The organism is Tenacibaculum agarivorans (assembly GCF_001936575.1).
GTDB classification, from domain to species: Bacteria; Bacteroidota; Bacteroidia; order Flavobacteriales; family Flavobacteriaceae; genus Polaribacter; species Polaribacter agarivorans.
Window position 1 is genome coordinate 14791 of record NZ_MSMP01000004.1, and the last position, 14033, is coordinate 28823.

The 14033-nt window shown below is 30.9% G+C and carries 14 protein-coding genes; 7 read left to right on the forward strand and 7 right to left on the reverse strand.

Annotation, left to right across the window (positions count from 1 at the left end):
• Positions 1-7: 7 nt before the first annotated feature.
• The 3 genes from lpxB to surE are packed head-to-tail and all read right to left on the reverse strand — an operon-like array spanning position 8 to position 2168.
• Positions 8-1117 (reverse strand): lipid-A-disaccharide synthase, encoded by a 1110-nt coding sequence (lpxB, locus tag BVC87_RS03860; RefSeq protein ID WP_075341042.1) that lies wholly within the window; start codon positions 1115-1117, stop codon positions 8-10.
• A 5-nt stretch (positions 1118-1122) separates the two neighbouring features.
• Positions 1123-1410: a hypothetical protein gene (locus BVC87_RS03865; protein WP_075341043.1), complete on the reverse strand. Its 288-nt coding sequence runs from the start codon at positions 1408-1410 to the stop codon at positions 1123-1125.
• Positions 1398-2168, reverse strand: a complete 771-nt coding sequence (gene surE, locus BVC87_RS03870) for a 5'/3'-nucleotidase SurE (RefSeq protein WP_075341044.1) — start codon at positions 2166-2168, stop codon at positions 1398-1400. Before surE ends, BVC87_RS03865 begins: the two co-directional genes overlap by 13 nt.
• Before the next feature lie 120 nt (positions 2169-2288).
• Here surE and BVC87_RS03875 point away from each other — a divergent pair, with 120 nt between their 5' ends.
• Complete coding sequence (locus tag BVC87_RS03875; protein WP_075341045.1) at positions 2289-2810, forward strand: hypothetical protein; 522 nt, start codon at positions 2289-2291, stop codon at positions 2808-2810.
• Between the two features lie 71 nt (positions 2811-2881).
• Positions 2882-5005, forward strand: a complete 2124-nt coding sequence (locus BVC87_RS03880; protein WP_075341046.1) for a carboxy terminal-processing peptidase — start codon at positions 2882-2884, stop codon at positions 5003-5005.
• Positions 5006-5169: 164 nt separating this feature from the next.
• Here the strand turns inward: BVC87_RS03880 and BVC87_RS03885 are convergent, their stop codons facing one another.
• Positions 5170-5895: a LytR/AlgR family response regulator transcription factor gene (locus BVC87_RS03885; RefSeq protein ID WP_075341047.1), complete on the reverse strand. Its 726-nt coding sequence runs from the start codon at positions 5893-5895 to the stop codon at positions 5170-5172.
• Positions 5896-5907: 12 nt separating this feature from the next.
• Positions 5908-6963, reverse strand: coding sequence for a sensor histidine kinase (locus tag BVC87_RS03890; RefSeq protein ID WP_075341048.1), 1056 nt, complete (start codon positions 6961-6963; stop codon positions 5908-5910).
• 199 nt (positions 6964-7162) lie between these two features.
• Here BVC87_RS03890 and BVC87_RS03895 point away from each other — a divergent pair, with 199 nt between their 5' ends.
• Positions 7163-9556: an outer membrane beta-barrel family protein gene (locus tag BVC87_RS03895; protein WP_075341049.1), complete on the forward strand. Its 2394-nt coding sequence runs from the start codon at positions 7163-7165 to the stop codon at positions 9554-9556.
• Positions 9557-9724: 168 nt separating this feature from the next.
• On the opposite strand, the gene BVC87_RS03900 is transcribed toward BVC87_RS03895, so the two are convergent.
• Together BVC87_RS03900 and BVC87_RS03905 are read right to left on the reverse strand one after the other, a co-directional pair.
• Positions 9725-10354: a hypothetical protein gene (locus BVC87_RS03900; RefSeq protein WP_075341050.1), complete on the reverse strand. Its 630-nt coding sequence runs from the start codon at positions 10352-10354 to the stop codon at positions 9725-9727.
• Positions 10355-10490: 136 nt separating this feature from the next.
• The gene (locus tag BVC87_RS03905; RefSeq protein ID WP_083629249.1) at positions 10491-11288 is read right to left on the reverse strand and encodes a DUF2797 domain-containing protein; all 798 of its coding nucleotides are present in this window, start codon (positions 11286-11288) and stop codon (positions 10491-10493) included.
• 55 nt (positions 11289-11343) lie between these two features.
• Between BVC87_RS03905 and BVC87_RS03910 the strand changes: the two genes are divergently transcribed.
• From BVC87_RS03910 to BVC87_RS03925, 4 genes are all read left to right on the forward strand, one after another.
• The gene (locus tag BVC87_RS03910; protein WP_075341052.1) at positions 11344-12855 is read left to right on the forward strand and encodes a GH3 auxin-responsive promoter family protein; all 1512 of its coding nucleotides are present in this window, start codon (positions 11344-11346) and stop codon (positions 12853-12855) included.
• Between the two features lie 6 nt (positions 12856-12861).
• Entirely contained in the window at positions 12862-13422 is a 561-nt protein-coding gene (locus BVC87_RS03915) for a Crp/Fnr family transcriptional regulator (protein WP_075341053.1), read from the forward strand.
• A gap of 66 nt (positions 13423-13488) precedes the next feature.
• On the forward strand, positions 13489-13680 hold the full coding sequence (locus BVC87_RS03920) for a hypothetical protein (RefSeq protein WP_075341054.1): 192 nt from the start codon (positions 13489-13491) through the stop codon (positions 13678-13680).
• A 42-nt stretch (positions 13681-13722) separates the two neighbouring features.
• On the forward strand, positions 13723-14025 hold the full coding sequence (locus BVC87_RS03925; RefSeq protein WP_075341055.1) for a hypothetical protein: 303 nt from the start codon (positions 13723-13725) through the stop codon (positions 14023-14025).
• The last annotated feature ends 8 nt before the right edge of the window (positions 14026-14033 follow it).

Sequence of the window (14033 nt, forward strand, 5' to 3'; positions counted from 1 at the left end):
TTTCGATTTATGTTATACCATTTACAATCAATTTAGCCGTTTTTTCAGAAGCTCCTTTGCCTCCCAATTTTTGTTCTAGATCAAAATAATCTAAAAACAATTGTTCTCTTTTTTCTTTTTGAAGTAGCAATTGCAATTCTTGTTCCAGTTTTGTTTCAGTGAAGTCATTTTGAATCAATTCTGCTACCACTTCTCTATCCATAATTAAATTTACTAAAGAAATATACTCTAAAGTTATAATTCGCTTCGCTATTTGATACGATAACCAACTTCCTTTATAACAAACCACTTGCGGTACTTTAAATAAAGCCGTTTCCAATGTCGCTGTTCCCGAAGTTACTAAAGCAGCATGAGATATACTTAATAAATCATATGTTTTATGCTGAACAAATTTCACTTTTCCTTCAGACATAAACTGCTGATAAAAGCTTTCTGTTTGACTAGGCGCACCAGCCACAACAAACTGAAAATTTGGAAACTTATCTACCATTTTTAGCATGGTATCTAACATTTTGGTAATTTCTTGTTTCCTACTTCCAGGTAATAAAGCTATAATTTCTTTTTCTCCTAAATTATGCTCTTTTCTAAAACTTTCTTCATCTACTTGAACTCTATCTACAATACCATCTATTAATGGATGACCAACAAATTCAACTTCATAATCATATTTTTTGTAGAATTCTTTTTCAAAAGGAAGTATAACAAACATTTGGTCCACATCTCTTTTAATGGCCTGAACTCTACTCGCCCTACTTGCCCAAACTTGCGGTGAAATATAATAGTTTGTTCTAAACCCTTTTTCCTTTGCCCATTTTGCAATTCTAAGGTTAAAACCTGAGTTATCAATTAACACTATCACATCAGGATTAAAAGCTTCTATATCTTGCTTACAAAACTTGATAAAACCAAGAATTTTTCTGAGATTTAAAATTACCTCTACAAATCCCATAAAAGCTCTATCCTTATAATGACTTACAAGTGTTCCTCCTTGAGCTTTCATTAAATCACCGCCCCAAAAACGAATATCAGCATTAGGATCTTGTTGTTTAATCTCTTTCATCAAATTGGCGCCGTGTAAATCTCCAGATGCTTCTCCTGCTACAATATAATATTTCATTAGTTTTATAAAAACTTAAGAATAAACGTAAAAATTGCTGTACAAATAGTTGCAATTAACACTCCTTTCGCTCTATTGTCTTGTTTCTTTTTTAGAAAAATAAAAAACACAAATAAATTAGGTAAAGCTGCTAGTGCAATTACAGGACCTATTACTCCTCCCTGTTGTAACATCTCAATAGTTTCGTAAAATCCAAATCTAGAAACATATTGTACGTATATAAAAAATCCAGAAGCAGTAGCAAACAATGAAACTAAAAAACCAATAAGAACTTCTTTTTTTACAGATCCCATGTATTTAGTTTTTGTATGGCATGATGAGCTGTCATATCAAATTGAACAGGAACTACAGAAATATACCCATTTTCTAAGGCCCAAATATCAGTATCCTGACCTTTATCTTTATTAATAAATTCACCAGATAACCAATAGTAGTCTTTTCCCATAGGACTCTTACGTTTTTCAAAGTCCTCTTTCCAATATCCATTTGCTTGTCTACAAACTTTTATGCCTTTAATTTCATCCTTTTTAAGTTTAGGAATATTTACATTTAAAACTACTCCGTCAGGTAAACCATTCAGTAATACATTTAATGTAATATTTTTAATAAACTCCTTTGATGATCTAAAATCTGCATGCCAACTGTAATCTAACAAAGAAAAACCAATAGCAGGTATTCCTTCAATTCCAGCTTCTACAGCTGCACTCATTGTACCTGAATAAATAACGCTAATAGACGAATTTGATCCATGATTAATACCCGACACACATAAATCTGGCTTTCTATTTAAAATTTTATTTTTAGCCATTTTAACACAGTCTGCAGGCGTCCCAGAACAACTATATTCTATCTGTGGACCATCATCAATAGAAGTTGGATTACAATGTAAAACATTATTGACTGTAATTGCATGTCCCATTCCACTCTGTGGACTATCAGGTGCTACTACAATTACTTCTCCAATTTCATTCATTATTTCAATAAGCATTCTAAGACCAGGAGCAGTAATTCCATCGTCGTTAGTTACTAAGATCAAAGGTTTATCTTGCATTACTTTTTTATTTTTCTAAAACAAATATACATTAAATATACAGGTATTCTTTTTAACATTTCGTAAAGATATTTGCGAAGAATTAATCTGTAAACTTGTAGTGATTAAACAATTACTTATATGATTCGTATCATTATTTTTTTATTGACATTTGTTTTCTCTTTTTTTTTCTCTAATCTAAAAGCTCAAAATTCTACAACAGTACCATGTAACAGTAAAGAGTATCATCAATTTGATTTTTGGGTGGGAACTTGGAACGTTTTTGATGTAAACAATAAATTGATAGGTCAAAATACTATCATCCAAATGCCTAATGCCTGTGCAATTCAAGAAAATTGGACTTCTGCTAATGGTAATTCATTAGGTACTAGTTATAGTTATTTTGATATTTCAGATCAGAAATGGCATCAATTATGGATTGATAATAAAGGATATGTTTTAAAAACTGAAGGTCATTTTAAAAACGATAAGATGATATTGAATAGTGAAATTGTTGAATCTAAAAAAGGAAAATTTTATAATAGAATTACTTGGATACAAAATGAAGATCAAACAGTTACCCAAATATGGGAATACGTCTCTCCAGATCATAAAGTAATAAAAGAAGCGTTTAAAGGTATATATAAAAAGAAAAAGAGCTAGTAAAATTGGCATTATTTTAGTAGCTTAGCAAATACCCAATAATTTTTAAATATTTAAAAGACAGTAGGTTTATGAGGTTGAAAGTACTTATCACATTAGTAGTTACTCTATTAATTAGTAACCACACTTATGCATATAATGAGCATACAAATGATAAAGATCCTGAAAAGGATAAATTAATATTATACGTATTAAAAAATCTATTGACTCGAGGACATTATGTTCAAAAAGATTTGAACGATACTTTTTCTGAGCATGTCTACAATGAGTTTATTAACAACTTAGATCCTAGTAAAAGGTATTTTACTCAAGATGATTTAAAGGAGTTCTCTCAATATAAGTTTGAAATTGATGATCAATTAAGAGAATCAAATATTGCTTTTTACAAATTAGTTTATGGTCGATTTTTAGAAAAAATAAAAGCTGCAAAATTAACCTACAATACACTATTACTTCAACCTTTCAATTATGAAAAAGACGAAGAAATTAATATTGATTACGATAAAGTTCCTTTTGCTAAAGATGAGAATGAATTGATTCAATATTGGCGAAAGCAATTAAAACTTCAGGTAATTAGCAGAGTGCAAGATGCAGAAGAGCAACAAGAAGAAAAACTGAAAAAAGATAAGAAAGCTAAAAAGAAATCTTTCGAAGAATTAGAATATGATGCACGCAAGGAGGTATTAAAGAATATGGAAGATTTATATATCAGAATTGAAGAACTTGAAAATTCTGATTGGTATTCTACTTTTTTAAATAGTGTAGTGAGTGGCTTTGATCCACATACATCATATATGTCTCCAAGAATTAAGTCTAGATTCGATCAAGACATGTCTGGTAAATTAGAAGGTATTGGGGCTAGATTACAAAAAGAAGGAATTTATACTAAAATTGTAGAACTAGTTTCGGGAGGACCTGCTTGGAAACAAGGAGAATTAGAGCCTGGAGATATCATTCTAAAAGTAGCTCAAGGTGAAGAAGAACCTCTTGATATTGTTGGAATGCGCTTAGATGATGCCATTACTTTTATTAAAGGGAAAAAAGGTACTGAAGTTCGTTTAACAGTAAAGAAAAAATTAGACGGATCTACCAAAGTAATTCCTATTATTAGAGACATTGTTGAACTTGAAGAAACTTTTGTTAAATCTAGTGTAGTTGAAAAGAACGGAAAAAAATATGGAATTATAAATCTTCCTAAATTCTATATTGATTTTAGTGATGTTAAGAAAAGAAACGCTGCTAGTGATATGGAGCGTGAAATTGAGCGATTAAAAAAAGAGAATATAGAAGGACTTATTGTAGACCTTAGAAATAACGGTGGTGGTTCTTTAAAAACGGTAATAGATATAGGTGGTTTATTTATCGATAAAGGTCCTATTGTACAAGTTAAATATCGTGGTGAAGCAGCGAGTATTAAAAATGACACAGATGGTAAAACTTCTTGGAACGGTCCATTAGTAGTAATGGTAAATGAAATGTCTGCTTCTGCTTCAGAGATCTTTGCTGCTGCTATGCAAGATTATGGTAGAGGAGTTATTATTGGTGGTAAGCAGACCTACGGAAAAGGTACTGTACAAAATGTATTGCCTTTAAACTATTATGTAAAGAAATATCCAGACGATCTAGGAGCTTTGAAAATGACCATTCAAAAGTTTTATAGAATTAATGGAGGATCTACACAAATTGAAGGCGTGTATTCTGATATCGCTATGCCAGATCGTTATAGTTACATGGAGTTTGGAGAACGCGATTTAGATGGTGCTTTACCTTGGGACAGAGTGAAGCCAGCCAACTATAAAAGAACAAGTAGTTATAGTAACTTTGGGGAGGTTATAAGTAGTAGTAAAGAACGTATTAATGCTGATCCTAAGTTTATTTCCATTAACGAGTATGCAAAGTGGCTTAAAAAGAATCAAGATGATAACACCTATTCATTGAATTATGATTTGTATAAGCAAGAAAGTGAGGATTTACAAAAGGAAGGAAAGAAATTTAAAGATATTTTTAAGTTTGAATCTAAATTAGATTTTAATTCTCCTGAATATGAAGTTCCTTTATTTAAACAAGATTCAGTATTGAAAGATAAAAGAGTAGCTTGGCATAAAAATATGAAAAAAGACATTTACTTAAATGAAGCTTTAAATGTGTTAAGTGAATTAAAAATGAAGAACAACTACCAGTTAGTTAAGAAATAAAAAGAAAAGCGACCTTTTGGTCGCTTTTCTTTTTATTTATAAATAGGTTTAATTCTTATATATGACTACTTATTATTACTTCATAAATACTTCTCTAAATATAAAAACCATAATATCCTTATCTATTTTACTTTAGCAAAAACATCCAAAAACTAGTTCTTCAGTTATAAAATTAATTCTTTAATCTTATCAGCATACCCGCGACTTACTTTTACTTTTGTATCGTTTTTAAGTACTAACAAATAACTTTTCCCATACTTAGATACCTCTTTAATTGCTGGTAAACTTACAATACTACTACGATGAATGCGTAAGAATTGTTTAGGATTTAATTTTTCTTCCAATTGACTAATTCCTCTGTTACTAATATAGATTTCCTTTTGATCATAAATTTTAGAATAATCACCATAGGCTTCTATATGATAAATATCTTCAGTAGCTAGTGTTACATATCTAGTTCCTTTTTCTACAATCATGCGATCAGGGTATTCTGTTTTTGACATGATATGCTGATCGGCTAGTGGACCAATATGTTGTGGTGAATTTTCTTTAAGTTTAGAAATCGCTTTATCAAAACGTTCTCTCGTATAAGGCTTTAACAAATAATCTACGGCATGTACTTCAAAAGCTTGTAATGCATATTTATCATATGCCGTACTAAAAATAATAGTAGGTAATTCTTCTAGGTGTTCTAATACATCAAAGCCTGTCAATCCAGGCATCTGGATGTCCATAAATACCAAATCAGGTTTGAATTCATTAATAATTTTAATCGCATCTACACCATTATTGGCTTCTCCTACAAGAATTAATTCTTTATGATTTTCTAAATATTCTTTAATAAGTGCACGCCCAGACTTTTCATCATCCACTATCACTACTTTTTTCATGTATTTGTTGTTTTATAACTCAAACTGTACTTTGAGTCCACTAGGGAAATTATCAGTAACTTGTAATGTTGATTGATACATTTTCTGTAGGCGTTTTTGAGTATTACTTAAACCAACCCCTAAATTGAAAATAGCTTCTTTATCTTCTACACCAATCCCTGTATCATTAATTTCAAACACTAATTTATCATCTTTTTCTTGAACGATAATATCTATATGACCACCTTTCACCAATGGAGAAATACCATGTTTCACAGAATTTTCAACTAAAGGTTGTAAAATCATAGGAGGTATTTTTCGCGAAAGTAAATTATCAGGTACTGAAATATTAATAGAAAGTCTATCTTCAAAACGTTTTTGCTCTAGTTTTAAATAGGTAGTTACAAACTCTAATTCTTCTTTTAAAGTCACCAAATCTTCACGACTTGCTTTTAATTGGTATCTGAAAAGATCTGCAAGCTCAGCGATCATTTCTCGTGTCTCTTCCATTTCTTTAGGAACACTTGCATTGATTGTATTAAAGACATTATATAAAAAATGCGGATTTAACTGTGCTTTGATTGCACTTAATTCACTTTTAAGTGCTGCATTTTTAAGCTCTATTTCATATTGAAGTCTTCTTTGATTGATAATATAATGTTCATAAGCATGGAATATAGAAAACTGAATTAGGTAAAACAGTGCAGGAATATAGATATCCCATATCTCTGAATTCCCATCTAAATGCCAATAACCTAACACTTCACAAGCTTTATAGAATATTGTTTTTGCAAATAAAATAAAAAACGGAAGTCCTAAAAAATGGAGCAGTAATCGATACTTTAGAGTCCAAGCACGACATATTCTAAAAATGAAAAACCACACAATAGCCGTAGCCACAAACATTAATGTATATTGTAACCCTTGAGTAAAATACCAATCCTGTAAACTCCATAAAGTATCTGCTGGATCATTTTGCCCTCCTCTGTTATAATATAAAGTAACATGATAAAAAAAGGAAAGTGCAAGGTAGACACCTATAACGGCTAGGACTTCAGAAATGCGTATGCTAAAAATACTTTTTCTCATAATGGATTTTCCTTTATCAATTAGTGAATATACTCAAAACTATCTTTTTCTAAAGGAATGACAATTTTACTTTCGACGAGTTGACCTATAGACCGATGAATGGCCCTAAGTCAATTCATCTAGCTATACGGCACCTCATCGGTTCTTTATTTTTAATGGATGTAGCATGTTTCATATTTGTATCAAACATATAGAAATTATGAATACTCGAACACTATTTACTACTTTACTTATACTCATATCTGCTTTTGTTAAAGCACAAACACTAACTGGAACCATAGTCTCAGAAACTCAAGAGCCTTTACCTTATGTAAATGTTATTGTAAATACACAAGAAGGTAATCTTATAAAAGCTGCTATTACTAATGAACAAGGTATTTTTAAAATACAAGACCTTTCCCCTAATACATATAATCTAGTAGTATCTTTTGTAGGATATACAACGGTAAAAAAAATAATTACAATTACCTCTACATCTCTTGAATTACCTTTAATTCAAATGCAATTATCCTCAGAAATACTAGATAATGTTACAATAGTAGCTCAAAAATCTATTATTAAAGTAGAACCTGATAAAACTGTATTTAATGTGTCAGCTACAATAGGTAGTACTGGTAATAATGGTCTTGAAGTATTAAGAAAAGCTCCTGGTGTACGTTTGGATAATGGTAACAATGTTATTGTCGAAGGAAAAACAGGAGTATTGATATACATAGATGGACGTCAAAGCTTTCTACAAGGCGATGATCTTACCTCTTACTTACAATCGTTACAGGCTGATACTATAGAAAGTATAGAGATTATTACACAACCTTCTGCTAGATTTGATGCAGCTGGAAATGCGGGAATAATTAATATTATTTTAAAAAGAGAGAAAGGATTAGGTACAAGAGGTAGTATATCTAGTACTGTAACTATGGGGGATTACCTGCGAACTAATAATACCGTTTCACTCACTAGTCGACTTAAAAAGTGGAATGTATATGGCACATACTCTAACTATCTAGGACGTTCTACTAGTTTTATTGATCTTTTTCGAATTCAAGGGAATACTATTTTTGACTCTAAAACAGATTCAGAATTAGATGGGTTCTCTAATAATATCCGTTTTGGTGCTGATCATTATCTAAATAAAAAAAGTACTATAGGAGGAGTAATTACTGCTAATTTGAATGATACAGAGAGTACTTCCAATAGCAGAACTCCTATTATTAATCGTACTACAAGAGTTATAGATAGTATTTTAAGCGCTCCTAATAGTACTGACAACAATACCACAAATTTAGGACTGAACTTCAACTATCGTTACAAGGATACAACAGGAACTATATTTAGTACCGATATCGATTATGGACGTTATACTCGTGATCGACTCAATAATCAACCTAACTTTTATGTATCTCCTTCAGGAGAAGTACTTAATGAGAATATTACCTTACAGAATACACCTATACATATTGATATATATGCTGCTAAAGCGGATTACCAACAAAATCTTGGAAAAGGCACTTTTGAAACAGGTGTGAAGGTGTCCAAAGTACGTACAGATAATACTTTTGATTTCTTTAATACCATTAACGGAGAAAATATTTTAAACCTTGATCGAAGTAATCAATTTATTTATGATGAAAAGATTTATGCTGCTTATACAAAATACAACTTCGGTATTGGAAAATGGAAATTCCAAGGAGGATTACGCCTAGAAACTACCGATTCTGATGGTGATCTTATTACAAAAACAGCAACAAATGATCAATCCGTAAGTCAAATTTATACCGATATATTTCCTTCGGCAGGATTGACTTATACTGCTAACAGGAATAACTCATTTGCATTAACCTATAGTCGGAGAATTCAACGTCCTAATTATCAAGATCTGAATCCATTTGAATATCAAATTAATGAATTGAGTTTTAGACGTGGTAATCCTTTTTTACAGCCACAATACACAAATAATTTAAAGTTAGCTCATACGTATAAGTATACGTTAACCACAAGTTTTAGCTATTCATATGTGAGTGACTTTTTTGCTCAAGTAACAGAAGCTATTGACAATACTAGAAACTTTTTAAGCACTCGTAATGTTGCTAATCAAGAAGTATATAATGTTAGTGTATCTTATCCTTTCAAAGTTAATAATTGGTGGCGTGTTTATGCTAATATATATGGATCATATAATAGATTCATTGCAACTGATGATGCTTTTATTTCGACTTCACAAAAGACCTTTGGATTTTATGCACAAAATACTATTCGATTACCTAAAGATGTTAAGATAGAAGTCAGCGGATGGTTTAGTAGCCCTTCTATATGGGGGGGTACCTATAAGACAGAAAGTTTAGGTTCTCTGAATCTAGCCGCTCAAAAAAGTTGGAAGCAATGGACAGGAAAGATTAGTGTAAATGATGTACTTTACACAACTCCTTGGAATGGTACAACACAATTTGGTGATTTATTTATTGATGGGCGCGGAGGTAGTGATAGCCGTAATGTGAATTTTCACATACGATACAGCTTTGGAAATTCAGATGTAAAGAAAGCTCGTAAGCGCAAGGGAGGTTTAGAAGATGAAAAAGAAAGAATAGGTAGATAATAATGAAAGACATTCATTTACTGTAAAATCAACACTTTATATATTTAAAAATTAAAACGATGTTAACTCAAAAAAATTGATACAAAATCAAGAAATATTATTAAATCAGTTTTAACTATTTTTAGAAAACAGGTTAAACTATTCTTTATAGTTTAACCTGTTTAATTTTTATCTATGAACCCATCCTATAACTCCTTCATAAATATACCCAGCATTGACACCTTCATTATAATTTGTGGTATATAAATGATCTGTATTAGATTGTCCATAAAAACGATATAATTTAACTCGACCAGAACCTCCAGAAGTATGGATGTATGCAGATTGATTAAAGAGAATTCTTCCAGAACTAAACTCACGATCTCTAAAATTATATTCACTTAAATTTCTCCATCCTCTTCTGAGCACATTATTTCTTTCAGTTGTACTAGTGGTTAATAAGAAATCTCTATTACCTGGACTCAATAGGAAAAAAACCTGTTTAGTTCCTGATGGTGGTGTAGGAGTTATTAACTTATTATAAATACCTAATTTAAAAGGTACCCCTTCTCTCCTACCTACAGCAACTCCCACATTACCTACTCTGTAAGTGTGTATACTATTTGCTCCTCCTAAATAATAACGAGAAACGCCCATTAAACCAACAGATCTACTACTAACCGCTTTAGGTTCTAATTCAGTAGTTTCTGTAGTACTAGTTTCTTCAACTAATGGTTCCTCATCATTACATGAAGTGAATACAGCTAATGCTCCAATTACAAGAGCAAAGGTTACGATTTTAGATTTAATTGTTTTCATAAAATATAAGGTTAAAATTTACTATAAATTTAAACCTCCTTACTCTACAAAAAACTCATTTGAGGATGAATAACAGAATCTTGTGGATTGATAAGTCTACATCTGTGATTAATTACTGGCCTTTATTAAAAAAACTCTAAATCAACACCTTAATAGTCACCACTAGTCCTTCATTAGCTCTAACATTAAAAACAGTATTATCTTCGAAAATAAAGTATTGTCCTTTAACTCCCACAAGTTTTCCTGTATAGCTACCTTGTTTCTTTATATTTAAACTCTTAGGCTTTTCTGGATATTGATTTACTGGAAAGTTAATTGCTGTTTCTTTATTGTTTTCTATAAAATATTCCTGAACCTCATCAGGAATAAAAGGTCGTAAACGCTCTTGCCATATTTGTAAATTTTCATCTTCAATATCATTCTTCAGCATTTTTCTCCAGTTTGTTTTATCTGCTACATGCTCTTTTAATGCTACTTCGGTAATTCCTGCTAAATAACGATTAGGTACTTCAACTATTTCAATAGCTTCATGTGCACCTTGATCTATCCAACGTGTAGGAACTTGACTTTTACGCGTTACTCCAACTTTAACATTACTAGAATTTGCTAAATACACAATATGAGGTTGTAATTGCACTTTTTTCTCATATTCTAAATCTCGATCTTCTTCTCCTAAATGTGCTTTACTTAGCTCAGGTCGCATGATCCAATCTCCAGCACTTGGGGCATCAAAAAAGCAAGATTTACAAAAACCTTGACGATAAATTTCTTTTTCTAATCCACATGACAAACACTCATAAGTTTCAAAAGTCAATTCAATAGTTTTATTAAGTAACTGATTTACATTAATAAAATCCGTTCCCATATCTAAAAAATACTGAACTTTCTCTAAGTTTTCAGTCATCATCTTTTTTAAAACGCCCTTGTATTGCATGTTGTAAAATTTACTATTTTTAACCGTAAACAAACTTACAAATTCGAAGTCGGAAATGCCATTTCAGTTTATAAATTCTATTATTTCTTGGTTTTTAAAAAAAAGGAAGCATCAAATGGAGTTATTTTTAAAGTATCCTATTGATGTTCAGCAAGAACTTCTTCTAAAACTTATTGCCATAGCTAAGCATACAGAATTTGGAAAAACGTATAAGTTTTCAAAAATTAAAAGCTATACTGATTTTGCCAATTATGTTCCTATTCAAAAGTATGAAACTTTTGAACCTTTAATAGAACGCTGTAGAAAAGGAGAACAAAATTTATTTTGGCCAACAAAAATTAAATGGTTTGCTAAATCCAGTGGAACTACCAATGCGAAAAGTAAGTTTATTCCAGTAAGTGATGAAGCTTTAGAAGATTGTCATTTTAAAGCTGGAAAAGACATGCTATGCTTATATATAAACAATAACGAAGCTGCGCAATTATTTACAGGAAAAGGATTACGATTAGGGGGTAGCTCTGCTATTTATGAAGATAATGATACCTATTTTGGTGATTTATCTGCCATAATTATAGAAAATATGCCTTTTTGGGCAGACTACAGTTCTGCACCAAAACAAGAAGTAGCGCTGATGAGTGAATGGGAAACTAAGATGGAAGCTATTATAGATGAAACCATCCATGAAAACATTACTAGTTTAGCTGGTGTGCCTTCTTGGATGTTAGTTCTTTTAAATAAGGTTTTAGAGAAAACTGGAAAATCAAATATCTTAGAAGTCTGGCCTAATTTAGAAGTTTATTTTCATGGAGGAGTAAATTTCAACCCTTACCGAGAGCAATATAAAAAACTCATCCCAAAACCAAACTTTAAATATTATGAAACCTACAATGCTTCTGAAGGTTTTTTTGCCATACAAGACAAAAACAATTCGCATGAGCTTTTGCTGATGTTAGATTATGGGATCTTCTATGAGTTTATTCCAATGAGTGAATATGATGGTGAAAATTCGAAAGCAATACCTTTAGCTCAGGTACAAAAAGATGTAAACTACGCAGTAGTAATTACTACTAATGGCGGTTTATGGCGTTACTTAATTGGAGATACCGTAAAATTCACATCTACTGATCCTTATCGTGTTAAAATTACGGGGCGTACCAAACATCATATTAATGTATTTGGAGAGGAACTTATTATAGAAAATGCTGAAGAGGCCTTAAAATTAGCCTGTGAAAAAACTAAAGCAACCATTAAAGATTATACTGTAGCTCCAATTTTTATGGCTGGAAAAGAGAAAGGTGGACATGAATGGATTATTGAGTTTACTAAAAAGCCTAAAGATATTCACTTCTTTACCGAAATGTTAGATAACGCTTTAAAAAATTGTAATTCAGATTATGAAGCAAAAAGGTATAATAACATGACATTAGCTATGCCTAAAGTACAAGAAGCTAGAGAAGGTTTATTTTATGATTGGCTAAAACATAAAGGAAAATTAGGAGGACAACATAAAGTGCCTAGATTATCTAACAAAAGAGAATTAGTAGAAGAACTGCATAACTTAGAATAAATAGCCATGGAAAATTTTTTTATAGATAATGCTGAATTATTATTACAAAACAAAGAAATAGCTGAAGCCTTAGAAAAAATTGCAACGATTAAGCATTTTAAAAAAGGAGAGAAAATGCATACTGCTAATAACATCTGTAAACACTTTTTTTTAATTACTTCTGGTGTTGCTAGAGTATTTTACTTTAGAGATGGTAAAGATGTAACTGTGCATATAGCACAAGAACAAGAAAGTATTACTGCTATTGATAGTTTTGTACAACGTAAAAAAAGTAAATACAATGTAGAAGCTATAGAAGATGTAGATTGCTTAGTTATTTCTAGAGATGATATTGAGGAACTTTCTGCTAAAAGTCATCAATTTGAACATTTTGGTAGATTATTTTTAGAAAAGTTATACATTAATTTAGCGGAACGATTAGATAGTTTATTACTACATACTTCTATAGAACGCTATGAAGATTTATTTAGTAAAAAACCAGATTTATTCAATCGTGTACCTTCCAAACATTTAGCTTCTTTCTTAGGAATGACCCCTGAAACATTTAGTAGAATTAGAGGAAAGTAATTTCTTGACAATTATCAAGAGTTAAGAAAAATTGTAGAATTAACTTTAATCTATAAAATTAAAGTTATGACAATTTCTCAAAAACTTGACATCTTTTATCTTGAAAATAACCTTTCAGAAAAGGGTGGTGAAGATGACAATTATTTCACATTACAATTTAAATTCTTTGCTATAAAACTACCAAATTCTGAATTCAGAAAAAAAGCGGTATATATTCACGACATACAACATATTCTTTTTGATTGCGATACTACCTGAAAAGGAGAGGCCTATATTGCAGGGTGGGAAATAGCTACAGATATGTGGAAGCATTTTCCAATTGGGATACTCAGCTTATGGGCTATGGGATTTAGTTTTTTTATCTATCCAAAAGAAGTAATTAAAGGCTATAAAAAAGGATTACAATACAATGGGTTGATTGATCAAAAGATTTCTAAAGCAACGGTTATGAATCATTCTATAGAAGAATTAAATACAATGTTGCTAAAAGAAAAACCTGCTCATTTTAATCTACTTAACTTATCTTTTTGGTTCTTAATTTCTACTTTATTTTTTCTTTCTCCTTTGTTGCTACTTTTAACTGCTTTTTGGCTTTTAGTATAAAAAAATAA

What these genes read in the sequence shown, in the direction of transcription:
- BVC87_RS03885 (WP_075341047.1), bottom strand. Translation starts at nt 5,895, where the DNA reads ATGAAAAAAGTAGTGATAGTGGATGATGAAAAGTCTGGGCGTGCACTT.
- BVC87_RS03880 (WP_075341046.1), top strand. Translation starts at nt 2,882, where the DNA reads ATGAGGTTGAAAGTACTTATCACATTAGTAGTTACTCTATTAATTAGT.
- BVC87_RS03890 (WP_075341048.1), bottom strand. Translation starts at nt 6,963, where the DNA reads ATGAGAAAAAGTATTTTTAGCATACGCATTTCTGAAGTCCTAGCCGTT.
- BVC87_RS03865 (WP_075341043.1), bottom strand. Translation starts at nt 1,410, where the DNA reads ATGGGATCTGTAAAAAAAGAAGTTCTTATTGGTTTTTTAGTTTCATTG.
- surE (WP_075341044.1), bottom strand. Translation starts at nt 2,168, where the DNA reads ATGCAAGATAAACCTTTGATCTTAGTAACTAACGACGATGGAATTACT.
- BVC87_RS03900 (WP_075341050.1), bottom strand. Translation starts at nt 10,354, where the DNA reads ATGAAAACAATTAAATCTAAAATCGTAACCTTTGCTCTTGTAATTGGA.
- lpxB (WP_075341042.1), bottom strand. Translation starts at nt 1,117, where the DNA reads ATGAAATATTATATTGTAGCAGGAGAAGCATCTGGAGATTTACACGGC.
- BVC87_RS03925 (WP_075341055.1), top strand. Translation starts at nt 13,723, where the DNA reads ATGTGGAAGCATTTTCCAATTGGGATACTCAGCTTATGGGCTATGGGA.
- BVC87_RS03915 (WP_075341053.1), top strand. Translation starts at nt 12,862, where the DNA reads ATGGAAAATTTTTTTATAGATAATGCTGAATTATTATTACAAAACAAA.
- BVC87_RS03875 (WP_075341045.1), top strand. Translation starts at nt 2,289, where the DNA reads ATGATTCGTATCATTATTTTTTTATTGACATTTGTTTTCTCTTTTTTT.
- BVC87_RS03920 (WP_075341054.1), top strand. Translation starts at nt 13,489, where the DNA reads ATGACAATTTCTCAAAAACTTGACATCTTTTATCTTGAAAATAACCTT.
- BVC87_RS03895 (WP_075341049.1), top strand. Translation starts at nt 7,163, where the DNA reads ATGAATACTCGAACACTATTTACTACTTTACTTATACTCATATCTGCT.
- BVC87_RS03905 (WP_083629249.1), bottom strand. Translation starts at nt 11,288, where the DNA reads ATGCAATACAAGGGCGTTTTAAAAAAGATGATGACTGAAAACTTAGAG.
- BVC87_RS03910 (WP_075341052.1), top strand. Translation starts at nt 11,344, where the DNA reads ATGCCATTTCAGTTTATAAATTCTATTATTTCTTGGTTTTTAAAAAAA.